This window comes from Cupriavidus taiwanensis LMG 19424 (genome assembly GCF_000069785.1).
GTDB classification, from domain to species: domain Bacteria; phylum Pseudomonadota; class Gammaproteobacteria; order Burkholderiales; family Burkholderiaceae; genus Cupriavidus; species Cupriavidus taiwanensis.
The window spans coordinates 883,836-904,949 of sequence record NC_010530.1 but is presented as its reverse complement, the minus strand read 5'-3'; the positions used below and the strand labels follow the sequence as shown (position 1 = coordinate 904,949).

Genomic DNA, 21,114 nt, shown 5'->3' with positions numbered 1-21,114 from the left:
AGTGAATCACGCCGCCCCCCTTCACGGCTGCGACAGCGCGAACTCGTAATCCGATGTATCCAGCCTGGAAACGCGGTACTCGACGCGCTCGTTCTGGTACGACGACGCCACCCGCAGGATCTTCAGCATCGCGGTGCCGACGGGTACGCCCAGCAGTTCATGGTCTTCCTCGTCGGCCAGCGCCGCGCGCAGGCGTTCTTCGGTGCGGATGATGTTGATGCCGAAGACGTCCTGGTAGAAGTTGTAGAGCGTGTTGGGCCGCTCGCGCAGCAGCTTTTCGGTCAGCGTCCTGAAGCGTTCGGCCGGGACGGTGATGGCGTCGATCATGACCGGGCGCCCCTCCAGCGACAGCACGTTGGTGAAGCGGAACACGGCCTCGCCGGGCGGCAGGCCCAGCGCCGCGGCTTCTTCCTTGTCGGCCTTGGCGCGGCGGAACTTTGCCAGCTGCACCGTCGGGAACTCCCGATACCCGTCCTGGCGCACGATGCGGAAGAAGCGGAAGAAGTGGTCTTCCTGCCGGTGCGTCGCGACGAAGGTTCCCCGCCCCTGGTGGCGGATCATGATGTTCTCGGCCACCAGTTCGTCGATGGCCTTGCGCAGCGTGCCGATCGAAACGCCGAAGCGCTCGATCAGCTTGCGTTCCGACGGAATGGCTTCGCCCGGTTTCCACTCGCCCTCGGCAAGGGCGGCCAGGATGGCGTGCTTGACGTCCTTGTAGAGCACGCCGCCGATGGCTGCGCCGGCATCGAATCTGGAACCCACGGTAATGTCCTTTGCAAGGCCGCCAGCGGGGCGGCCGGCCGATCACGACTGATTCATAGGGATAAGACGAATCATACTAAAGCCGGCCGCCAGGTCCGCCAGGCCACCGCGGCCTGACGCGCCGCTATTCGACCCGGATATGCTTCTCTTCGATCAACCTGGCCCAGCGCGTGACCTCGCCGCTGAAATAATCCGCGAACGGGGGCCCGCCGGCCGCGGGAGTGAAGCCCGCGGTGACGATGCGGCCGCGCACCGATTCGGCCGCCAGCATGCGCGCCACCGAAGCGGCCACCTTGTCCACGATCGGCCGTGGCGTGCCCGCGGGCATCATCAGGCCGGTCCAGTTTTCGACGATCAGCTCCGGATAGCCGGCCTCGGCCACGGTTGGCACGTCGGGCAGCAGCGGATGGCGCTCGCGCGTGGTCACGGCCAGCGCGCGCAGCTTGCCCCCCTTCACGTAGGCGAGCGACTCGGGAAAGTTGGAGAAGACCACGTCGATCTGGCCCCCGATCAGGTCCGTCATCGACGGCGCACCGCCCTTGTACGGCACGTGGGTAAAGCTGGTCCGGGTCTGGCTTTCAAACAGGGCCAGCGTCAGGTGCGGCGGCGTGCCGTTGCCGCTGGAGCCTGCGTTCAGCCTGGATTTCTGCGCCGCCGCGGCGAGGTCCTTCATCGACTTGATCGGCGAACTGGCCGGCACCACCACCATCATCGGCGACGAGGCAATGCGCGCCACCGGCACCAGGTCTTTCTGCATGCTGAACGGCAGCCTGGGGAACAAGGTCACGTTGGACGCGTGCGTCAGCGTGACCGCCAGCCAGGTATAGCCGTCGGGCGGCGCCTTGGCGACCTGCTCGGCGCCGATGTTGGCATTGCCGCCCGGCCGGTTGTCCACCACGACGGGCTTCTTCCATTCTTCGGCAAGCTGGTGGCCGACCATGCGCGCCATGATGTCGGTCAGGCCGCCGGCCGCGAAGGGCACGACATACCGGATGGGCTTGTTCGGATAATCGGCGGCCGCGGCATCGCTGGCGCCCTGCGCGGCGGCGGGGCGCGGCGCCAGCGCAGCGACGGCCGATACAACTGACAAGGCTAGCAGCACGCGGCTCAGGTGCCTGCGCGCGCCGCACATCAAGCGTCGATCCATGGTTTGTCTCCGGTAGTTATGGCCGGCCCATCCTGGCGTGGGTCCGTGGTGAGCAAATCAATGCGGCGCGCCAACCTCCTCGCCCGCAAGCGCTTGCAGTTCGCGCCAGAGCGCATCGGGCACTTCGATGCCGTGCGCGGCCGCCTGTGCCTGCGCGGTGTCGCGGCGAGCGCCCGGCACGCGCGTACCTTCGTCGTCCAGCATCGCCGCGAGCAGCGCTTCCACCCGCGCGGCGTAGACCTGTGAGCCGGCGAAGGCGCCGGGGTCCAGCACGAAGAACAGCTGGCCGATGCGCGGACGGTTGCCCGCATCGGTGAAGAAGGAATCCGCCTCGGCGCCGAACCGCGCCCCGGCCAGCGACGTCACCAGCAATTCCACCAGCAGCGCCAGCATGGCGCCCTTGACGCCGCCCGCCGGCAGCATCGAGCCGCGCAGCGCGGCCTGCGCGTCGGTGGTCGGCTGGCCGGCTTCATCCAGCGCCCATCCGTGCGGAATCGGCTTGCCTTGCCTGGCCGCTACCATGATCTTGCCGCGCGCGACCTCGGACAGCGACAGGTCGATCACCACCGGCGCATGGCCCGGCCGCGGGAATACCGCGGCAATGGGGTTGGTGCCAAACAGCGGCCGCTTGCCGCCCCACGCCGGCATGGCTGCGGGAGAATTGCCCATGGCAATGCCGACCATGCCGGCGCGCGCCACGGCTTCCAGCGGCAGCGCGGCGGCGCCGAAGTGGTGGCTGTTGGTGACCGCGGCCACGCCGGCGCCGGTTGCCCGCGCGCGCGCCATGGCCTCGGCGATGGCCAGGTCGCACGCCGCGAAGGCAAAGCCGCAGCGCGCGTCGACCAGCACCGCGCTGGCGCGCGTGGACTGCACCGCCGGCTCGGCGTGGCCGTCGACCCGGTCATGCCTCAGGTGCGCCACGTACATCGGCACGCGCGAGACGCCATGCGACGGCAGCCCCGCCGCATCGGCCCGCACCAGCGCCAACGCCGTCGCACGCGCCTGCAAGGCGCTGGCGCCGGCGCGACGCAGGCCCGCGACGGCCACGCGCTCCAGTTCCTGCAATGCGATCCGGCTCATGGCATCTGCTCCAGCGACTGCCGCACCTCGCGGGCGATCAGCATCGAGACACGCGCATTGGCTTCGCGCGTCACGCCGCCGACATGGGGCGTCAGGATCAGGTTCGGGACACCGCGCAGCGCGCTGTCCGCGGGCAAGGGCTCGCTGGCAAACACGTCCAGTGCCGCGCCCGCCAGGTGCCCTGCCCGCAGCGCGTCGGCCAGCGCCGCTTCATCCACCACGCCGCCGCGCGCGGTGTTGACCAGCACCGCGCCCGACTTCATCGCCGCCAGGCGGCCGACATCGATCAGGTTGCGGGTGGCCTCCACCAGCGGCACATGCAGGCTGACCGCGTCCGCCTGCGCCAGCAGCGCGTCGAGCGTGACGCAGGCCACGCCGGTGGCGGACCAGACCGGATCGTCGGCCGGCAGCATCGGATCGCAGGCAATGACCGACATGCCAAAGGCGCGGGCCAGCGCCGCGGTCTGCCGGCCGATGTCGCCGAAGCCGATCAGCCCCAACGTCTTGCCCAGCGCCTCCCGGCCCTCCGACAACCTGGCCCGCGGCCAGCGGCCGTCCGCCACCTCGGCACTGGACAGGTAGGCGCCACGCAGCAGCGCGGCGGCCGTGGTCACCACGTACTCCGCCACCGAGCGCGCATTGGCCCCGGCGGCGGGAATCACGCGGATGCCGCGTTCGCGGCAGGCGGCGACGTCGATGTTGTCCAGCCCCACGCCAAGCCGGCCCACCACCCGCAACGCGGGGGCGCGGGCAAGCAGCGCGGCGTCTACCTGGGTACGGTTGCGCACCACCAGCGCGTGCGCCCCGTCCAGGACCTCGAGCAGGTCACCGCGGCGATCCACCCAGCCCGGCTCGTATCGCAGGTCGAAGCCGGGCGTCAGCGCCTGCACCGCGGCCGGGTCCATGAACTCGCTGATGCAGATGCGCTTCATCATGCGGACTCGTGGATGCGGGTCAGCACGAACTCGCGGTGGCCGAGCGCCTCGGCCGCGGTCCAGCGGCCGTTGATGGTGGCCAGCATGCATTCCAGCAGCTTGTCGCCGGTCTGGTCCAGGGTCTGCTCGCGCTGCAGCAGGCCCGAGCAGTCGACATCCATGTGCTCGCTCATCAGGCGCACGGTGCGCGGATTGGCGCACAGCTTGATGACGGGGACGATCGGGTTGCCGATCACGTTGCCCTGCCCGGTCGGGAAGAAGTGGACCACATAGCCGGCGGCCGCGCACAGCGTGACCATCTCGGCCGCGGCCGAAGACGAGTCCATGAACCACAGGCCCGGATGCGTCGGCGCCTCGGCCTTGTCGAGCACGCCGTCGACAGTGCACTGCTTGCCGATTTTCTGGATATTGCCCAGCGCCTTCTCTTCGATGGTGGTCAGGCCGCCGGCGATATTGCCCTTGGTGGGCTGCGATTCGGACAGGTCGGAGGTCTTCCAGCGGTCGATCATGCCCTGGTAGCGCTCGAACATCGCCATGAACTGGTGGCGCACGTCGTCATTGGCGCAGCGCGCCGCGACGATATGCTCGCCGCCGGTCAGCTCGGAGGTCTCGCCGAACACCAGCGTGGTGCCCAGCGGATGCAGCTTGTCGAAGGCATTGCCGACGGTGGGATTGGCGCCGCAGCCAGACGTGGTATCCGATTCACCGCACTTGGTCGACACCCACAGCTCGTTGATCGGGCACTCCACGCGGTGCAGCGCGGTGGCGTACTGCACGAACTCCCGCGCGGCCTTCGAGGCGCGCATGATGGTGTCATGGTCGCCGTGCCCCTCGATGCCGAAGCCGACCACCGGCTTGCCGGTCTGCGCGATGCCGTCGACGACCTTCTTGGTCCAGCCTTCCTCGATGCCGATCACCACCACCGCGGCGACGTTCGGGTTGCTGCCCGCGCCGATCAGCGTGCGGAAATGCAGGTCCAGGTCCGGCCCGAACTGCAGGCGGCCGTATGGATGGGGAATCGCCATGGTGCCCTTGATGGCGGCGGCGACAGCCTCGGCCGCGGCGTTGGACAGGTCGTCCAGCGGCAGGATGATGACGTGGTTGCGCACGCCGACGCGGCCATTGTCGCGGCGGTAGCCCCAGAAGGTGGTGTCTTGGTCGATCACGGACATGACGTGGATCCTTGAATGCGGGTGGAAGCGGAATGGAGTGGAATGCGGGCGCGACGGCACGCGGCCGCGCCTCCGGGTTACCAGCGCTTGGTCTTGATGTTGTGGACGTGGGCGTGCTGGCCTGCCTTGATCGGGGCCACCACCTTGCCGATGTCGATGCCGTACTTGTAGACCGTCTCGTTCACATCCATGTCGCGCAGTGCCACCTTGTGGCCGATGGGAATCGGCTGCAGCGCGGTCACCGTCACGATCTTGTCTTCGTCCATGATCCAGGCGTTGAGCTGGGTGCCGGGCTGGATCCCTTCCACCACGGCCACCGCAACGGTGTCCTTGGCGTCATGAAGCACTACGTGAATCATCGTTGTCTCCTCTCTGTGGGTCGTGCGTGAAAATCATGGTAGGTGCTGGATTCATCCATGTCAACCAACTCATATATATGAATTTTGCAAAAACCTTGTGGTCTTGGCGCATAAGCGAGACGGAGCGCAGGGACCGCACACCGGTCACATAGCGGACGTTCGCAGTGCTGATGGGTGACAATGTCGGCAGTGCACGCCGGGCAGCGGAGCCGGATGGGTCTGCCTGGGAAAGCTGCGGCTGCCGGCGTGTTCAATCCCGGAACGGAGACATGACTTGACAATGAAAAACCGACTCGCCCTGGGCCTGCTGGCATCCGCGGCTTTCCTCGCGGCCTCGACCGCCGGCGCCAAGGAATCATGGCCCGCAAAGACCATCCGCTTCGTCGTGCCGTTCGCCGCGGGCGGCGCCAATGACCTGATGGCGCGCGCGGCCGCCGAAGGCGCCAGCAAGGCGCTGGGCCAGACCGTGCTGGTGGAGAACCGGCCGGGTGCGGGCGGCACCGTGGGTGCCGACCTGGTGGCGCGGAGCGCGCCGGATGGCTACACCTTCCTGATCAGCGCCGCCGGCGTGATCTCGAACAGCATGATCAAGAAGTCCATGCCGTTCAAGGACGACGCGCTGGTGCCGGTGGCGATGATCGGCCTGGCGCCGTCAGTCATCGTGGTGCCGAAGAACGCGCCCTACAAGGACTTGCGCGACTTCGTCGAGGCCTCGAAGAAAGGCAGCGGCTTCAATTTCGCCACCGCCGGCACGGGCAGCACCCCGCATTTCGTCGCGGAGATCCTGAACGTGAAGTACGGCGCGAAGCTGCAGCCGGTGCCCTACAAGAGCGGATCGGAAAGCACCACGGCCGTGCTGGGGGGCCAGGTCGAAGGTACCTCCGAGGCCAGCATCATCGCGCTGCCGCATATCCTGCACGACGGCAAGTTCAAGGCGCTGGCCACCACGTGGACCCAGCGCATCTCGGCCTATCCGCAACTGTCCACCGCGGTGGAGCAAGGGTTCCCGGACTTGCAGATCGCGCACTGGGCCGGCGTCCATGCGCCCAAGGGCACGCCCGACGCCATCCTCGACAAGGTCGCCGCTGCGGTCGACAAGGCCATGAAAGACCCCGCCGCCGCGGCCAAGCTCAAGCAGGTGGGTATCGAGCCGATCGGCGGCACGCGTGCGGACTTCATCAAGTTTGTCGACGCGGAACGCCGGCGGCTGGGCGAGATCGTCAAGGCGGCGAAGATGCAGGAGAAGTAGGCGCGCTGGCTAGTGGCCCGGCGGCGCGCGCGGACCGGGGTCGCTCGTGACGCCGCCTTCCCCCGATCCCCTCACCGCCGGAACCACGCCATCGACAGCGCGCAAGCCAGCGCCAGCAGCAGTACCGCCGCTGCGGCGAACAAGGCACCCAGCTCGGTTTCCCGGCGCTCCAGCGCAAAGCGCGCGCTGAGCTGGCGGTAGACCTGGCTCAGGTCGGCCGCCGAGCCGGCGTGGTAGTACTCGCCGCCGGTAATGGACGCGACCGCGCGCAGCGCCGGCTCGTCAAGCTGCATGAAGTAAGACAGGCTGGATTCCGGCGCGGAAGTGACCTGCTGCGAACCGAAGCCAACGGTGTAGACGCGCACGCCACGCTGGGCGGCCATGCGCGCGGCGTCGAGCGGGTCCGGGCCGGTGGTGCGCCGGCCATCGCTGAGCAGGATCACCGCGCCGTGCCGGTAGGAGCCAGGCTGTGCCGCCTGCTGGCCTTGTTCGCGCCGGCGCGCGGCATCGGCCGCGGCGGCTTCGTCCAGCGAAGTGCCGCGCCCGGCGCGGTCCGAGCGGCTGCCGAACAGGATCACTTCGAGGTCGATGCCGTCTTCGGGAAACAGCACCGCCAGCGCCTGGAACAGGCCGCTGCCGGTGGCCGTGCCGCGCTGCAGCTGGAAACGCTCGATCGCGTCCAGCATGTCCTGCCGGTTGTCGGTGGGCGGCAGCACCACCGCCGCGGTGCCGGCGAAAGACACGATGCCAAGCCGCACGCTGGCCGGCAGCCCCACGACGAGGTCGCGGGCGGCCTGCTGGGCGGCGCTGATGCGGTTGGGCGGCACGTCGGCGGCCTCCATGCTGCGCGAGGTGTCCATCGCCAGCACCAGGGTCACGGTGTCGGCCGGCAGCGTGATGGTGGCGCTGGGACGCGCGCACGCCAGCAGCGCCGCGGCGAGCGCGAAGAAGAACAGCAACGGCGGAATGTGGCGCCGCAGGCGTTGCCGCGGGCCCAGGGCGGCGCGCGGCAATGCAAGGCTTGCATACAGCACCGCGGCCTTCTTGCGCCGCGCGAGCAGGTACAGGTAGGCGGCTGCCAGCACCGGAAGCGCAAGCAGCAACCAGAGCATCTGCGGCCAGAGAAACTGCATGCCCTGCTCCTTGGCGCGTGGGTAAGAGGATGGTACTGTATTTTTTAAGGCGGGACGGGACCTCGGGGGCTGCGATGAAACGGGTGACGATCTACGGGTGGGTCTCGGCGACCGTCGCGCTGGTTCTCGCCGCCGGTGTGGGTTCGGCGTGGCTGCTGCAGCCCAAGGCGCGCGCACTGACGCAAAAGGACATCGACGCCGCAGTGCTGCACACGCTCGAGACCAAGCCCCTGCCCTCGCGCACTGCCATGGCCGCCGAGGCCGTGCGCGAGTCGGTGGTCGAAATCCGCAACTATCCCGCGCCTGAGAAGACCGCCGATGCGGCGTCCGCGCCGCAGGCCGGGCGTGACGCGCCTGCCACGCCGCCCGAAGCGTCGCCCTCGACTCCTCCCGCCCCGCCCCTGCCCAACGAGCGCCCGCCCGGCAACAGCGCGGAGAACAAGCCGGAATCCCGCCACATCGGCTCGGGCGTGGTAGTGACCGAGCGCGGCGTGATCCTGACCAGCCTGCACGTGGTTGCGGGAGCGCGGCGCCTGGAACTGACCTTCCACGACGGCCACACCTCCGAGGCCACCTTGCTGCAGGCGATCCCCGAGAAAGACCTGGCCGTGATCCAGGCCAAGTCCATCCCTGACGACCTGCCCGCGGCAACGCTGGGCTCCAGCCGCGACTTGTTGCCCGGCTCGGAAGTGGTCGCGGTGGGCTTTCCGTTCGGCATCGGCCCATCGGTGTCCGCGGGCGTGGTGTCGGGGCTGGACCGCGAGTTCGTCGCACCCGACAACAAGCGCACGCTGGACAAGCTGATCCAGTTCGACGCCGCGGTCAATCCAGGCAACTCGGGCGGCCCGCTGGTGAACATGAAGGGCGAGGTGGTGGGGATCGTCACCGCCATCCTCAATCCCGGCAACAGCGGCACTTTCATCGGCATCGGCTTTGCCACCACCATCGAAAGCGCCGGCGTATCCATCGGATCTTCTCCTTTCTGACGCGGGGACCTATGAACGACCAAGCCAGGGGCGCTGCCGACAGCGCCAACTTGATGGAACGCCTGCTGTACGAGGTGAAACGCGTGGTGGTCGGCCAGGACCACTTCCTCGAACGGGTGCTGGTGGCGATCCTGTCCGGCGGCCACCTGCTGGTGGAGGGTGTGCCGGGCCTGGCCAAGACCCTGACCGTCAACACCCTGGCCCGGACCATGAGCGGCACCTTCAAGCGCATCCAGTTCACCCCGGACCTGCTGCCGGCCGACCTGGTCGGCACGCGCATGTACAACCAGGGCACGGGCGAGTTCTCCACGGTGCGCGGACCGGTCTTTGCCAACCTGCTGCTGGCCGATGAAATCAATCGCGCGCCGGCCAAGGTGCAGAGCGCGCTGCTGGAAGTCATGCAGGAAAAGCAGGTCACCATCGCCGGCGAGACCCATCGCGTGCCCGCCCCGTTCCTGGTCATGGCCACGCAGAACCCGATCGAGACCGAAGGCACCTACCCGCTGCCCGAGGCGCAGGTCGACCGCTTCATGATGAAGGTGCTGGTGGGCTATCCGTCGGAAGAGGAAGAGGTGGTCATCGTGAACCGCGTCACGGGGCCGCGCATCAGCGTGAGTCCGGTGGCCACGCCCGAGCACCTGACCGCGCTGCAGGAGGCCTGCCGCAAGGTGTATGTCGATCCCAGCCTGGTCCAGTACGCGGTGCGCGTGGTCGCGGCCACGCGCAAGCCGGGCGACTACGGCCTGGCCGAGCTGGACCGCTACGTGTCGTTCGGCGCCAGTCCCCGTGCCACCATCGGCCTGGTGGAAGGTGCGCGCGCGCTGGCCTATCTGCGCGGCCGCCACTATGCGTTGCCGGAAGACGTGGCCGACCTGGTGCCGGACGTGTTGCGCCACCGCCTGTCGCTCTCCTACGAGGCCATGTCCGACGGCGTGACCGCCGACCAGCTCATCTCCCGCATCACGCAGGCGCTGCCGGTTCCCGAGCGGCCCATGGAATCCCATGTTCGGGCTGCGGCGGACTAAGCGCCGGGTCGGCCCGGAGAGCGCGCCTGGCGTCGCGCCCGGCGTCGCGTCCGGCATCGCATCGGGCGGTGGACCGGGCGTGGCGCTGGCCGGCCTCGGCGCCAGCCAGACCGACGCCTTGCTGCGGCGCCTGGAATGGACCGTGGTGCGCCGCCTCGACGGACTGCTGCAAGGCGACTACCGCACGCTGTTCCGCGGCTTCGGCCTGGACCTTGCCGACCTGCGCGAATACCACCCTGGCGACGATGTGCGCCACATCGACTGGAACGTGACCGCACGACTGCAGACGCCGCATGTGCGCGAGTACCAGGAAGACCGCGAAGTCGCGGCCTGGTTCTTGCTGGACCTGAGCGGATCGATCGACTTCGGTTCCGGCAGCGTGCGCAAGCGCGACCTGCTGAGCGACTTCACCGCCGTCATGGCACTGCTGCTGACGCGCTACGGCAACCGTGTCGGCGCCGTGCTCTATGGCGGGGCTGCCGACGTGGACGCCACGGTGGTGCCGGCGCGCGCCGGCCGCCGCCAGTTGCTGCACCTGCTGCACCGCATGCGGGCCACGCCCGCCGCATCGCCAGGCGACACCCGCCTGCGCGACCTGCTCGAACGCGCCCGCGCGGTGGCAAGGCGGCGCTCGGTGGTGTTCGTGGTGTCGGATTTCATCAGCGCGCCAGGCTGGCAGGCGTCGCTGGGCATGCTGGCCCGGCGCCATGAGGTGGTCGCGGTGCGGCTGGTCGATCCGCTCGAAACCGCGTTGCCGGACCTGGGCCTGGTGGTGCTGCAGGACGCGGAAACCGGCGAGCAGCTCTTCGTCGACACGCATGACCCGTCGTTCCGCAAACGCTTCGCCGCCGCTGCCGAGGCGCGCGAGGCGGAGCTGCGCCAGGCCTTCGCGCGCGCCGGGGTGGCGTGCCTGACGCTGTCGACCTATGCCCGGCTCGACCTGGCACTGCTCAGCTTCGCGCGCCAGCGCCGGCGCCAGCAAGGCAGCGCCAGGGCCGCGGGCATCGCCGGGGGCGCAACATGATCGATGCGATCAGCCGCCTGCCGGTGTTCAGCTTCCTGTGGCCAGGCATGCTGTGGCTGTTCGCGCTGGTAGCGGTGCTGGCAGCGGGTTATGTCTGGCTCGACCGGCGCGGGCGGCACGCGGCCGCGCATTACCCGGAGCTGAAGACGGCGGGCGTTGCCACCAGGCGCGGCGCCGGCTGGCGCCGCCACGTCGCGCCCGTTTTGATCTTGCTGGCACTGGCTGCGCTGGTCGCGGCCATCGCACGGCCCCAGGCTGTGATGATGCTGCCCTCGCGCATCGAGACAGTGTTGCTGGTGATGGACCTGTCCGGCAGCATGCGCGCCCAGGATGTCAAGCCCAGCCGGTTGCGCGCGGCCCAGCAGGCCGCCACCACCCTGCTGGAGGCGCAGCCCGCCGGCGTCAGCGTCGGCGTGGTGGCCATGGCCGGCACTGCCGCCGTGGCGCAGGCACCCACGCGCGCCAGGGAGGCCGTTGCCACCGCGATCGAGCGCCTGCAGCCGCAGGGCGGCACCGCGCTGGGCAACGGCATGCTGATTGCGCTGACCACACTGCTGCCGGAGCTCACGCCCGATGCCGAGCGGCTGATGAACGACGACACCCCGCCGCCGAGGAAACCCCGGGCCCTGGCCAATCCACCGGCCGACACCGAGCCGGTGAAGCCTGGCTCCTATACCTCCGGCGCGATCGTGCTGTTTTCCGATGGCGAAAGCAACGCCGGCCCGGCCGCGCTGCGGGCGGCGCAACTTGCCGCCGAGCACGGCGTGCGCATCTATACCGTGGGTGTGGGCACGCCCGAAGGCGTGGTGCTCTCGGTCGACGGATGGTCGGCGCGCGTCAGGCTGGACGAAAAAGTGCTGAAGGAAGTCGCCGACGCTACCAGTGCCGAGTACTTCCGCCTGGAAGACGCGGCCGAACTGAAACGCGTGTACCGCGCGCTCAATGCGCGGCTGGCATTCGACAAGCGCAGCCAGGTGGAAATCACCGGGCTGTTCGCCGCGCTGGGCGCCCTGCTGGCCGGCTGCGCGGGGCTGTTGTCGCTGTGGTGGTTCGGGCGCGTGATGTAAGCCCGCTAATCAGCGCGGCTTGCGTGGCGTCACCGAGATCGCAATGGCCTCGGTGTAGACCGCCTGCACCTGCTCGCCGGCGCGTACCGCCTTGAGCTGGTTCGGATCCGCGACATGCACGTCCACCGTCCGGCCGCGCGGGCCCTTCAGCGTGACCATGCCGGTCTTGGTGTCGACCGCCACCACGTCCGCGGTGACCGTGACCTCGCGGCCGACCATGCCGCCCGGCTTGGCGCCCGGCGCGGCGCGCTCGGCGATCTCGCGCTCGCTGCTGGAACGGATGCCGCTCTGCCGGTTCAGGCTGACGGACAAGGCCTGCGTGTACTCGGCGGTGACCGCATCACCCACGCGCAGTTGCCCGAAGTTACGCACGTCGTCGCCCACCTGCACGTCGGTGACCTTGCCCTGCTCGTCCTTGAGGGTAACGGTGCGGGTCGCGGCATCGATGGCCACCACCGTGGCCGTGGCCTTGACCGTGCCGGTCGTGCGCGACGCCCCCACGCCGGAGACCGAGTCAACGCGGGTCTCGGGTTGCGCCATCGCCGTACCGGACGTGGCGGACACGGCGGCAAGCGCCGCCGCCACGATTAACTTGCCGGGTTTCATGCGGTCCTCCCTGGTTCCGAGCTTGCCGTAGGCCGCCATGCGCGATGCCGGCAAGGGTCCGGCGCGCGTGACGGACAGGCCTGTTAACCATAGCAGAGGGAAAGGCAGTCTGTCGGCCGCCCCGGCGCCCGGCGATCCAGCCGCTGATCGTGTCCGCCATCACGTGTCCGCCATCACGCTCGCCGGGATGCCGTAGCTCGCTGAGCCGACGTGCGCGCCGCTACCGCGCCAGCAGCGTCCTGACCACGGCTCCGGCGTCACACATGAACGCCGCTGTCGCCGCGCCATGCAACACCGGATCGTCCGGCCCGCCCTTCAGATACGCCGCCCGCGCCGCTGCCATGAGAGGCCAATGCGCGGCCGGCAGGCGCTCCAGCGCCCAGGCCGCGGCCACGTCCTTCGGCGCGATCCGGCCGGTGGCGGCGCTGTACCAGATCCTGGCCATTGCCAGCACCACGTTGCGCTCGTCGCCGGCCCAGTCGCGTTCGGTTTGCCATTGGGCGACGGTATCGGCGAGCGCGGCGATGAAGTCCTGCCGGGGAACAGGTTCGAAGCACGTCGTGGCCGGCGGGCCTAGCAGCGCGATGCTGTGCTGACGTGCCTGGGTCAGCAGGATGGCAAGATCGTGGTCCGGCATCCGCCCTTCGAACACGCCGGCCCGGATGTCTTGGCGCAGCCATTCGCCGAACTGCAGTTCGCGCGTGGCCGGGTAGCGCCATGGCACCACTTCGCCGCGCGCCACTACGGTGACCTCCAGCGGCCGTAACGGCCCACCGCTGCCGGGCGGGGCCGAGACCTTCAGCAGCTCGCGCAGCAGCGCTTGCCGCACGCCATCGCCGGGCACATCGCGCGTGGTCACCAGCAGGTCGATATCGCTGTGCGGCCGCAGCCCGCCATCGAGTGCCGAGCCGAACAGGTGGACGCCCAGCAGCGTGCCGTCCAGATGGCGTGCAAGCACGGCATGGGCCAGGCGGACTTGCCGCGCGATTTCCGCGGGCAGGAAGACGGCCGCCATGATTACAGCGGCCCTGGCAGCGTCTTCAGGCCCAGCCACAGCACGCCGATGACAACATTGACCGGTACGCACAGCGCGCCCGGCACATAGAAGAACGCCGACAGCGCCGGCGCGGACAACATCAGTTCCACCGCGCTGCCCAGCCCATAGAAAAACACGCCGCACCAGAGCCAGCGCCGCATGTAGGTCAGCAGCCAGTGCGCGCGCGCCTGGTTGAAGTGCCAGGCGCGCGTGCGTTCGGCGCGGTTGCCGCGGCTGGCGTCCCGGAACAGCCAGCCGAAGAAAAAATAGCGGTACAGCAGGGCGCCAAAGGTCAGCTCTTGCATGATCACTCCTTTGGCCGCTGCCAGCCTGGGGAGTGCAGAAGTCATCCTCGCCAGGGGCGCATGCAGCGATGGCAGCGGCAGGTACACCACCAGCGTATCAAAGAAGCGGTGCCAATCGGAGCGGCGAATGCCTCGGCATGACTGGCCGCACTAAGACAGTGCAGCCCCATGCGCGGTGATCGCACGCTGATCACTGGAGGGTGATTTCGAGTTGCTGCACCACGCGCTTCTCGCGCTCGAACTGTTCCGCCGCGAACCGGGTGTAGTCCGCGCTGTTGAGGTGGACCGGCTCCAGGTCGATGGCCTCCAGCGAGCGCAGGTAGGCGGGATCCTGCGCGGCCCGGAAGAACGCATCGTGCAGCTTCCTGACCACCGCCGGGTCCATGCCCCGGGGACCGACGATGCCCACCAGCGAGCTGGCGGTGATGTCGTAGCCCCGCTCCTTCAGGGTCGGCACATCCTTGAAGCGCGCAAAGCGCGCGTCGCCGACGATGGCCAGCGGCCGCACCTTGCCGGCGACGGCATATTGTCCCCACCCCGGGTCCAGCACCGCGTCGATGTCGCCGCCCAGCAGCGCCATCATTTCCTCGGCGCCGCCCTTGTACGGCACGAAGGTGAACTTCGCCCCGGCGGCCCGGCCCAGCTTTTCCATCGAAATATGCCCCGAACTGCCGATGCCGACGGCACCGTAGGTCACTTTGCCCGGGTTCGCCCTGGCGTAGGCGAGGAATTCCTCCAGCGTCTTCCAGCGCGCGTCGGCGCGGACCACCAGGCCATAGCGGTAATTGGTCAGCCCGATGATGTAGGTGAAGTCCTTCATCGGGTCGTACGGCGTCTTTTGCAGGTGCGGCATGCGGAAGATGTTGGCGGCGACCATCGACAGCGTGTAGCCGTTCGGCGCCGCCGTCTGGGACATCACCTGGGCCGCCAGCGTGGCGCCCGCTCCCGGCTTGTTGATCGGCACCACGCGCTGGTCCAGCTCCTTGCCGGCGGCCGCCAGCAGCGTGCGCAGCGAGCCGTCGGTGGGACCGCCGGGCGGGAACGGAATCCAGAACTCGATGGGCTTGGCCGGGAAATCGCCCGCGGCCGTCGCGGCCGTCACGGTCGGCGCTGCCGCCGTGCAGATCGCCACTGCCGCCATGGCCCTGACCACGACCGATAGCAAACGCCCTCCCATTCCACGCCTTGTGATAGCCATGCGCTGTCTCCTGGTTGTCGTTCTGGTGTTGCCGCGGTGTGCCGGCCGCGGTCGTTTTCGACAGACGTTAGAGCGTTGCGCCAGGCGGGCCAATTGCCGTTCTGCTCAATGTCATTGGCAGAAACGCCCGGCATGCGGGGCCGGATGCACCGGCGGCTTCAGGCCATCGCGCCAAGCACCGTGCCGAGTACGCGCACGCCCTGCTCAATCTGCGCGGTGGACAGGCTGGCGTAGCCCAGCACCAGGCCGACCGCGCGGTGCCGGCCCGCCCCCTGCGGCCTGGCATACAGCGCCGACACCGGATAGACGCCCACGCCGCCGACGCGCGCGGCGGCCACCAGTGCCGGCTCGTCGCGCGGCCGCAGCGAGGGCAGCCACAGCACCACGTGCAGCCCGGCCGCCGTGCCGCTGACCTCGGCATCGGCGGGCAGGTGGCGCGCAATGCCGTCGAGCAGGGCCGCGCGGCGGCGCTCGTTCTCGCGGCGCATGCGGCGGACGTGGCGCTCATAGGCGCCGCTGTCGATCAGCGCGGCCAGCACGCGCTGCTCCAGCACGGGGGCGTGGCGGTCGGCCAGCCGCTTGGCCTGCCCGAACACCGGCACCAGTTCCGGCGGCAGCACCAGGTACCCCAGCCGCAGCTGCGGCGACAGCGCCTTGGAGAAGGTGCCGACATAGATCACGCGGCCATCGCCGTCGATCGCGCGCAGGGTATCGATCGGCCGCTGGCCATAGCGGAACTCGCCGTCATAGTCGTCCTCGACGATCCACGCATCGTGGCGCCGGGCCCATTGCAGCAGGGCCTGCCGGCGCCCGATCGGCAGTACGCCCCCCAGCGGGAACTGGTGCGACGGCGTCACATAGGCCAGCCGCACACGGCCATCCGACGGCAGGCCGGCGGTATCCAGGCCCTGCGCATCCACCGGGACGGACAGGCAGCGGGCGCCGGTGGCCTCGAAGCAGCGCCTGGCCATCAGGTAGCCGGGCTCTTCAAAGGCAAAGGTATCGCCCTCATCCAGCAACAGCCGCGCGCACAGGTCGATGGCCTGCTGCGAGCCATGCACCACCACGATCTGTCCGGCGTCGCAGGCCAGCCCGCGGGCACGGCGCAGATAGCCCTGCAGCGCGCGCCGCAGCGATGCCTCGCCTTCCGGCGCGGCGTACGACAGCCGGTCGTGCTGGCGCAGCAGCTCGGCCTGCCAGGCCCGACGCCACGCCAGCGCCGGGAAGTCGCGCCACGCCACCGCGCCATACAGGAAATCGAAGCGCACCGGCTCGGCCGGCGGCGGTGCCGGCAGCCCCAGTGCCGCCACGCGCCGGCCGAACCGCGACAGCGCCGGTTCCCTGGCGCGTCGCGCGGCATCCGGCCGTGCCGGGGCGGCAGCCGCCAGCGGGCTAGCAATGCGGGCGGCCCGCCCCCGCGCCGTGACCAGGAAACCCTCGGCCGCCAGCTGTTCATAGGCGGCGGTCACGGTGGTGCGCGATACCCCCAGCTCGGCCGCCAGGCCGCGCGTGGACGGCGCCGGCGCGCCCGGCGGCAGCGTGCCGTCGGCGATCTGCGCGCGCAGCAGGTCATAGATGCGGCGCCCCGCGCCCGTGGCGCCGGGCCGCCTGGCGGCTGACTGTTCAAACTGGCCCATTCAAATTTACCGGAACTGGACCTTCCGATTGTGCCAGTTGTCGGCGACAGTATCGAGCATCCGATCGCCCCGAGCCCCAACGATGTACGTCCCCGACCATTTCGCCGAGACCCGCCCCGACGCCCTTGCCCGCATCATCCATGCGCACCCGCTGGGCATGCTGGTCACGCACGGCCAGCACGGCCTGGATGCGGACCATCTCCCGTTCGAATTCGATGCCGGCGCCGGCGCCCACGGCGTGCTCAGCGCGCACGTGGCGCGGGCCAATCCGGTCTGGCAGCGGTGTCCGACCGGCACGCCGGTGATGGTGGTGTTCCGCGGCGCCGAGGCCTATGTCTCGCCGAACTGGTACCCGAGCAAGCATGAGGCACACCGCCAGGTGCCGACCTGGAACTATGAGGTGGTGCACGCCCACGGCACCCTTACCGTGCGCGACGACGAGCGCTTCGTGCGCGGCCTGGTCGCGCGCCTGACGCGGCGGCACGAGGCCGCCGAAGCCGCGCCGTGGAAGATGGGCGATGCACCGCCCGAATTCCTCGACGCGCTGCTGCGCGGCATCGTCGGCCTCGAGATCGCCGTGACGTCGCTGGTGGGCAAGCGCAAGCTCAGCCAGAACAAGGACACGCGGGACCGCCTCGGCGCGGCCGACACGCTGCAGGCGCGCGGCTGTGACGAGCTGGCGCAGTCGATGCGCAACGCGGTCTGAGCCGGTCTTGTCTGCATCCGCGCATGCGCTGGCCCGGTCCGGACGCTGCCGCGCCTTTCAACCCTGCCTCAACGTCAAGGAGCCCCGAACCATGTCGCTGATCCCCTTCCTGATCGCCGCCGTCGTGCTTGCGATTACCCCCGGCCCGGCCATTGCCTATGTCGTCGCGCGCACAGTGGCCGGCGGACGGTCGGAGGGCCTTGCCTCATGCCTGGGCACTGGCCTCGGCGGACTGCTCCATGTGCTTGCCGCTGCGGCGGGCGTGTCGCTGGTGATCGCCCAGTCGGCGCTGGCGTTCAGCCTGCTCAAGTACCTGGGCGCGGCGTACCTGGTGTATCTGGGCATTCGCCTGCTGCGGCGCAAGGCGCCGCCCGCCGCGGTCGCGGCCGTGCCGTCGCGGGGCGCGCGCCGCGCGCTGGTCGAGGGCGTGGTGGTCGAGGTGCTGAACGTCAAGACCGCGCTGTTCTTCCTTGCGTTCCTGCCGCAGTTCGTCGCGCCGGGACAGGCGGCCGTGTCGCAACTGGTGCTGCTGGGCTGCATCTGCGTCGCGCTCAACACGCTGGTGGACGTGGTCGTGGTCTTCGCCGCGCATCGCCTGCTCAGGTCGGGCGCCGCAAGCGCGGCGCGCGCGCGGCTGATGACCCGTGCGTCAGGCATCACGATGGTGGGACTGGGCGCCTTCCTGGCGCTGGCGCGGCGCCAGGCATGAGGGGCCGGGCCTGCTGCGGGCCCGGCTCCGGCATTACGCCTGGAACGGCCTGCCCATCGGCTTGAGCCGGATGCCCGGGGCCAGACGGGTCCACGGCAGGTCCCCGGGATCGGCCGTCATCGGGCCCGGCGCCTTGGCCACCAGCACGGCCTGCGCAATGCCCTGGAAATCGGCGCGGAAGTGCACCGAGCTCTTGTTGACGAGGATCTTCATCGCCTCGGGCTCTACGCCACCGGCGCGGAACAGGTTGCGGTCGAGCATCTGGGCCTTGCCGGCGCTGACCACCACCTGCACACCATCGATGCGCAGCAGTGCCACCGGGCCGATATCGGCCAGCATGCCGTGCATCATCGGCCCGCCATAGCGGCATACGCCATCCGACAGCCGCAGCACCTCGAAGCGCCCTTGCAGCGGCGCATCGCCGGGCACCCCCGATACGCCGCCGAGCGCGACCTCGATCGTCGCGCCCACCCCGGCACGGTGCGCCTCGGCGACCACGGCCGGATCCCAGATCAGCCCGATTGCCGCCTGCCGCGCGCCATGGCGCAGCAGGGCCCGCAGCATGCCCATGGTGTTCGAATCGCCGCCCGCGCCCGGGTTGTCCTGGGTGTCGGCGATGACCACCGGGCGCGCGGCCCCCGCGGCCAGGCGCATGGCTTCGAGCACGGCCTCGTCGGGCGAGAGGAACGGCACCTCCCAGGCCGGCTCGTCGGCCAGCATGCGGTCGTACAGCGCCTGCACCGCCGCTTCGGCCGCGCCGGCGTCCGCGCCATACCCCCAGATCGCCGGACCACATTCCGGGAAATCGGCCGCCGGAAAGCCCGGCGCGAACGACAGCGACACCACGTCGCCGCGTTCGGCCTGCTGCAACAGCGCGTACATGCCGCGCGCCGGCTCCAGCATGGTGCACATGCCGTTGATCGGGATCAGGAACGGCAGCCGTCGCACTGCGCGGTGCCACGGCCCCTTGCCCTCCAGCAGGCGCTGCAGCAGCGCCGCGGCGCGCGCGCCGGTCTCGGCCATGTCCACGTGCGGATAGGTACGGTAGGCGACCAGCACATCGGCGGCCTCCAGCATGGCGTGCGTGACGTTGGCGTGCAGGTCGAGCGACGCGACCACCGGCACGCCTGGCCCGACCACGGCCCGGATCCGCGCGAGCAGCGTGCCCTCGCCGTCATCGGTGTGCTCGGCCACCATGGCGCCGTGCAGATCGAGATAGACCGCGTCGAAGCCGCCCGCTTGCGCCGCGCCGACGATCTCGCCGGCGATGCGCTCGTACGCGTCCTCGGTCACGTGGGCCGAGGGGCTGGCGCCGGCCCAGATCACCGGCAGCAGGGTCCAGCCGTACCGCTCGGCGGCGGCCATGAAGCCGCCAGCGGGAATGTTGACGTCGCGCAGCGCGCGCATGGCGTCGCCGCGCACCATCGCCGGAAAGCCCTCGCCGCGCTCGAAGCTGGCGTAGGTCGCCTTTGACGGCGCAAAGGTATTGGTCTCGTGCTGGAAGCCGGCGACCAGGATCCGTGTTGCCAAGGTTCTTCTCCGTGAAACAAAAGTCCGGCGTCAGGCCGCCGACACCGCGCCCTGCGGCGCCGGCATCCGGTTGGCCACCAGCACCGCCGCGCCGGCCAGCAGCAGCGCCACCATCACCAGCAGGCCGGCCTGCATGCTGCCGGTGGCGGTGCGCACGGCGCCGATGATGGTGGGGCTGAGGAAGCCGCCGATCAGGCCGATGGTGTTGATCAGCGCGATGCCGCCCGCCGCGGCGTCGCCCTTCAGGTACTGCGACGGGATCGCCCAGAACACGGTGTAGGCGGCCCACATCATCGCCGTGGCAATAGTCATGCACAGCAGCGACACCGGCAGGTTGCCGCTGGACTGCGTGGCCACGGCCAGTGCCACCGCGCCGGTAAAGGCGGGCACCGCGCTATGCCAGCGGCGCTCGCCGCGGCGGTCCGAGCTGCGGCCGATCACAAGCATGGCAATCGCCGCGGCAATATAGGGAATCATCGAATACAGCCCGATCTGCATGGTGTCAGTGACGCCGTCTGCCTTCAGGATAGACGGCAGCCAGAAGCTCACCGCGTAGATGCCGCAGATCATGGTGAAGTAGGCAAAGGCCAGCAGGTACACGCGCGGATCGCGCGCCACCTCGCCGAACGAATGATGCCCGCCCGCCGGTGCCTGCAATTCGGCGGCCAGCATGCGTTTCTCCGCGTCGCTGAGCCAGGCTGCGTCGGCCGGCCGGTCGGCCAGCACGCGCAGCGCCAGCGCGCCAAGCAGCACGCATGGCAGCCCTTCGACCAGGAACATCCATTGCCAGCCGGCCAGGCCGTGCGCACCGGACAGTGCCGTCATCAGCCAGGTGGACAGCGGCGAGCCGAAAATGCCACCGATGGGCCCGGCCAGCATCACCACCGCCATCACGCGGGCCATGCGCTGCTGTCCGTACCAGTAGGTCAGGTAGAAGATCATCCCGGGCGCAAAGCCGGCCTCGAACACGCCGAGCAGGAAGCGCAGCACGTAAAACGTGGTTTCGTCCCGCACGAACATCATGCCCGCCGAGGTCAGGCCCCACAGCACCAGGATGCGGCTGATGGTCTTGCGCGCACCGATCCGGGGCAGCAACAGATTGCTCGGGATCTCGAACAGCACGTAGCCAAAGAAGAAGATGCCGGCACCCAGCCCGTACACCGCATCGGAAAAGCCCAGGTCGCTCTGCATCTGCAGCTTGGCGAAGCCGATGTTGACCCGATCCAGGTAGGCAAAGGTGTAGCAGAGCAGCAGGAACGGCAACAGGCGCCAGTTCAGCTTGCGGTACAGCGCCTGCTGCGCGGCGCTGCCGGTTTGCATGGTGCTGCGTGGGGGCAGGATTGCGGACATGTCGATCTCTCCCGTGGTGTCGGCTCTTGTGGACGCGATGTCTGTCGGTGGCAGGCGTTGATCGTCTGGCATCTGAAAAAACAGAGCAAGAGCAACTT

General features: G+C 69.5%; 21 protein-coding genes. 7 read left to right on the top strand and 14 right to left on the bottom strand.

Going from position 1 to position 21,114, the window contains the following annotated elements; all coding sequences use genetic code 11:
• Window positions 1–21: 21 nt before the first annotated feature.
• The 6 genes from RALTA_RS19800 to RALTA_RS19775 all read right to left on the bottom strand — a co-directional run bounded on the left by RALTA_RS19800 (window position 22) and on the right by RALTA_RS19775 (window position 5,455).
• Window positions 22–762 carry a GntR family transcriptional regulator gene (locus RALTA_RS19800; RefSeq protein ID WP_012355680.1) on the bottom strand — a complete coding sequence of 247 codons (741 nt, stop codon included), beginning with the start codon at window positions 760–762 and terminating at the stop codon, window positions 22–24.
• Window positions 763–886: 124 nt separating this feature from the next.
• Window positions 887–1,909, bottom strand: coding sequence for a Bug family tripartite tricarboxylate transporter substrate binding protein (locus RALTA_RS19795; RefSeq protein WP_025581686.1), 1,023 nt, complete (start codon window positions 1,907–1,909; stop codon window positions 887–889).
• Between the two features lie 57 nt (window positions 1,910–1,966).
• Window positions 1,967–2,989, bottom strand: coding sequence for an Ldh family oxidoreductase (locus RALTA_RS19790; protein WP_012355678.1), 1,023 nt, complete (start codon window positions 2,987–2,989; stop codon window positions 1,967–1,969).
• The gene (locus RALTA_RS19785) at window positions 2,986–3,921 is read right to left on the bottom strand and encodes a hydroxyacid dehydrogenase (RefSeq protein WP_012355677.1); all 936 of its coding nucleotides are present in this window, start codon (window positions 3,919–3,921) and stop codon (window positions 2,986–2,988) included. Before RALTA_RS19785 ends, RALTA_RS19790 begins: the two co-directional genes overlap by 4 nt.
• Window positions 3,921–5,096 carry a UxaA family hydrolase gene (locus RALTA_RS19780; protein ID WP_012355676.1) on the bottom strand — a complete coding sequence of 392 codons (1,176 nt, stop codon included), beginning with the start codon at window positions 5,094–5,096 and terminating at the stop codon, window positions 3,921–3,923. The genes RALTA_RS19785 and RALTA_RS19780 overlap by 1 nt, the downstream gene beginning before the upstream one ends.
• 77 nt (window positions 5,097–5,173) lie before the next feature.
• Window positions 5,174–5,455, bottom strand: a complete 282-nt coding sequence (locus RALTA_RS19775) for a UxaA family hydrolase (protein ID WP_012355675.1) — start codon at window positions 5,453–5,455, stop codon at window positions 5,174–5,176.
• Window positions 5,456–5,735: 280 nt separating this feature from the next.
• Here RALTA_RS19775 and RALTA_RS19770 point away from each other — a divergent pair, with 280 nt between their 5' ends.
• Complete coding sequence (locus tag RALTA_RS19770; protein WP_012355674.1) at window positions 5,736–6,704, top strand: tripartite tricarboxylate transporter substrate binding protein; 969 nt, start codon at window positions 5,736–5,738, stop codon at window positions 6,702–6,704.
• A 71-nt stretch (window positions 6,705–6,775) separates the two neighbouring features.
• On the opposite strand, the gene RALTA_RS19765 is transcribed toward RALTA_RS19770, so the two are convergent.
• Window positions 6,776–7,837, bottom strand: coding sequence for a VWA domain-containing protein (locus RALTA_RS19765; RefSeq protein WP_012355673.1), 1,062 nt, complete (start codon window positions 7,835–7,837; stop codon window positions 6,776–6,778).
• Window positions 7,838–7,911: 74 nt separating this feature from the next.
• Here RALTA_RS19765 and RALTA_RS19760 point away from each other — a divergent pair, with 74 nt between their 5' ends.
• From RALTA_RS19760 to RALTA_RS19745, 4 genes are read left to right on the top strand one after another with little or no spacing between them, the layout of a single operon-like run.
• Window positions 7,912–8,823: a S1C family serine protease gene (locus RALTA_RS19760; protein WP_012355672.1), complete on the top strand. Its 912-nt coding sequence runs from the start codon at window positions 7,912–7,914 to the stop codon at window positions 8,821–8,823.
• Between the two features lie 11 nt (window positions 8,824–8,834).
• Complete coding sequence (locus RALTA_RS19755) at window positions 8,835–9,848, top strand: AAA family ATPase (protein WP_012355671.1); 1,014 nt, start codon at window positions 8,835–8,837, stop codon at window positions 9,846–9,848.
• A complete protein-coding gene (locus RALTA_RS19750; protein WP_012355670.1) occupies window positions 9,826–10,872 on the top strand; it encodes a DUF58 domain-containing protein in 1,047 nt (348 codons plus the stop codon). The genes RALTA_RS19755 and RALTA_RS19750 overlap by 23 nt, the downstream gene beginning before the upstream one ends.
• On the top strand, window positions 10,869–11,939 hold the full coding sequence (locus RALTA_RS19745; protein ID WP_012355669.1) for a VWA domain-containing protein: 1,071 nt from the start codon (window positions 10,869–10,871) through the stop codon (window positions 11,937–11,939). The genes RALTA_RS19750 and RALTA_RS19745 overlap by 4 nt, the downstream gene beginning before the upstream one ends.
• Before the next feature lie 9 nt (window positions 11,940–11,948).
• Here RALTA_RS19745 and RALTA_RS19740 read toward each other — a convergent pair whose 3' ends face one another.
• The 5 genes from RALTA_RS19740 to pdxR all read right to left on the bottom strand — a co-directional run bounded on the left by RALTA_RS19740 (window position 11,949) and on the right by pdxR (window position 16,721).
• A complete protein-coding gene (locus RALTA_RS19740) occupies window positions 11,949–12,545 on the bottom strand; it encodes a hypothetical protein (protein ID WP_012355668.1) in 597 nt (198 codons plus the stop codon).
• A 220-nt stretch (window positions 12,546–12,765) separates the two neighbouring features.
• On the bottom strand, window positions 12,766–13,560 hold the full coding sequence (locus RALTA_RS19735; RefSeq protein ID WP_012355667.1) for an AadA family aminoglycoside 3''-O-nucleotidyltransferase: 795 nt from the start codon (window positions 13,558–13,560) through the stop codon (window positions 12,766–12,768).
• Between the two features lie 2 nt (window positions 13,561–13,562).
• Window positions 13,563–13,886, bottom strand: coding sequence for a hypothetical protein (locus tag RALTA_RS19730; RefSeq protein ID WP_025581695.1), 324 nt, complete (start codon window positions 13,884–13,886; stop codon window positions 13,563–13,565).
• 190 nt (window positions 13,887–14,076) lie between these two features.
• Window positions 14,077–15,084 carry a tripartite tricarboxylate transporter substrate binding protein gene (locus RALTA_RS19725; RefSeq protein WP_242405296.1) on the bottom strand — a complete coding sequence of 336 codons (1,008 nt, stop codon included), beginning with the start codon at window positions 15,082–15,084 and terminating at the stop codon, window positions 14,077–14,079.
• A 158-nt stretch (window positions 15,085–15,242) separates the two neighbouring features.
• A complete protein-coding gene (pdxR, locus tag RALTA_RS19720; RefSeq protein WP_012355664.1) occupies window positions 15,243–16,721 on the bottom strand; it encodes a MocR-like pyridoxine biosynthesis transcription factor PdxR in 1,479 nt (492 codons plus the stop codon).
• An 82-nt stretch (window positions 16,722–16,803) separates the two neighbouring features.
• On the opposite strand from pdxR, the gene RALTA_RS19715 reads away from it, so the two are divergent.
• Both RALTA_RS19715 and RALTA_RS19710 read left to right on the top strand, forming a co-directional pair.
• Window positions 16,804–17,427, top strand: a complete 624-nt coding sequence (locus tag RALTA_RS19715; RefSeq protein WP_012355663.1) for an FMN-binding negative transcriptional regulator — start codon at window positions 16,804–16,806, stop codon at window positions 17,425–17,427.
• 91 nt (window positions 17,428–17,518) lie between these two features.
• Window positions 17,519–18,136, top strand: a complete 618-nt coding sequence (locus RALTA_RS19710) for a LysE family translocator (protein WP_012355662.1) — start codon at window positions 17,519–17,521, stop codon at window positions 18,134–18,136.
• A 33-nt stretch (window positions 18,137–18,169) separates the two neighbouring features.
• On the opposite strand, the gene RALTA_RS19705 is transcribed toward RALTA_RS19710, so the two are convergent.
• Together RALTA_RS19705 and RALTA_RS19700 are read right to left on the bottom strand one after the other, a co-directional pair.
• On the bottom strand, window positions 18,170–19,666 hold the full coding sequence (locus tag RALTA_RS19705; protein WP_012355661.1) for a M81 family metallopeptidase: 1,497 nt from the start codon (window positions 19,664–19,666) through the stop codon (window positions 18,170–18,172).
• A gap of 30 nt (window positions 19,667–19,696) precedes the next feature.
• Window positions 19,697–21,016, bottom strand: a complete 1,320-nt coding sequence (locus RALTA_RS19700) for an MFS transporter (protein WP_012355660.1) — start codon at window positions 21,014–21,016, stop codon at window positions 19,697–19,699.
• Window positions 21,017–21,114: the final 98 nt, after the last annotated feature.

Coding starts and splice junctions, on each gene's coding strand:
- RALTA_RS19745 (WP_012355669.1), top strand. CDS start 10,869: ATGATCGATGCGATCAGCCGCCTGCCGGTGTTCAGCTTCCTGTGGCCA.
- RALTA_RS19760 (WP_012355672.1), top strand. CDS start 7,912: ATGAAACGGGTGACGATCTACGGGTGGGTCTCGGCGACCGTCGCGCTG.
- RALTA_RS19710 (WP_012355662.1), top strand. CDS start 17,519: ATGTCGCTGATCCCCTTCCTGATCGCCGCCGTCGTGCTTGCGATTACC.
- RALTA_RS19730 (WP_025581695.1), bottom strand. CDS start 13,886: ATGCAAGAGCTGACCTTTGGCGCCCTGCTGTACCGCTATTTTTTCTTC.
- RALTA_RS19700 (WP_012355660.1), bottom strand. CDS start 21,016: ATGTCCGCAATCCTGCCCCCACGCAGCACCATGCAAACCGGCAGCGCC.
- pdxR (WP_012355664.1), bottom strand. CDS start 16,721: ATGGGCCAGTTTGAACAGTCAGCCGCCAGGCGGCCCGGCGCCACGGGC.
- RALTA_RS19785 (WP_012355677.1), bottom strand. CDS start 3,921: ATGAAGCGCATCTGCATCAGCGAGTTCATGGACCCGGCCGCGGTGCAG.
- RALTA_RS19735 (WP_012355667.1), bottom strand. CDS start 13,560: ATGGCGGCCGTCTTCCTGCCCGCGGAAATCGCGCGGCAAGTCCGCCTG.
- RALTA_RS19765 (WP_012355673.1), bottom strand. CDS start 7,837: ATGCAGTTTCTCTGGCCGCAGATGCTCTGGTTGCTGCTTGCGCTTCCG.
- RALTA_RS19780 (WP_012355676.1), bottom strand. CDS start 5,096: ATGTCCGTGATCGACCAAGACACCACCTTCTGGGGCTACCGCCGCGAC.
- RALTA_RS19775 (WP_012355675.1), bottom strand. CDS start 5,455: ATGATTCACGTAGTGCTTCATGACGCCAAGGACACCGTTGCGGTGGCC.
- RALTA_RS19740 (WP_012355668.1), bottom strand. CDS start 12,545: ATGAAACCCGGCAAGTTAATCGTGGCGGCGGCGCTTGCCGCCGTGTCC.
- RALTA_RS19715 (WP_012355663.1), top strand. CDS start 16,804: ATGTACGTCCCCGACCATTTCGCCGAGACCCGCCCCGACGCCCTTGCC.
- RALTA_RS19770 (WP_012355674.1), top strand. CDS start 5,736: ATGAAAAACCGACTCGCCCTGGGCCTGCTGGCATCCGCGGCTTTCCTC.
- RALTA_RS19750 (WP_012355670.1), top strand. CDS start 9,826: ATGTTCGGGCTGCGGCGGACTAAGCGCCGGGTCGGCCCGGAGAGCGCG.
- RALTA_RS19790 (WP_012355678.1), bottom strand. CDS start 2,989: ATGAGCCGGATCGCATTGCAGGAACTGGAGCGCGTGGCCGTCGCGGGC.
- RALTA_RS19755 (WP_012355671.1), top strand. CDS start 8,835: ATGAACGACCAAGCCAGGGGCGCTGCCGACAGCGCCAACTTGATGGAA.
- RALTA_RS19795 (WP_025581686.1), bottom strand. CDS start 1,909: ATGGATCGACGCTTGATGTGCGGCGCGCGCAGGCACCTGAGCCGCGTG.
- RALTA_RS19725 (WP_242405296.1), bottom strand. CDS start 15,084: ATGGCTATCACAAGGCGTGGAATGGGAGGGCGTTTGCTATCGGTCGTG.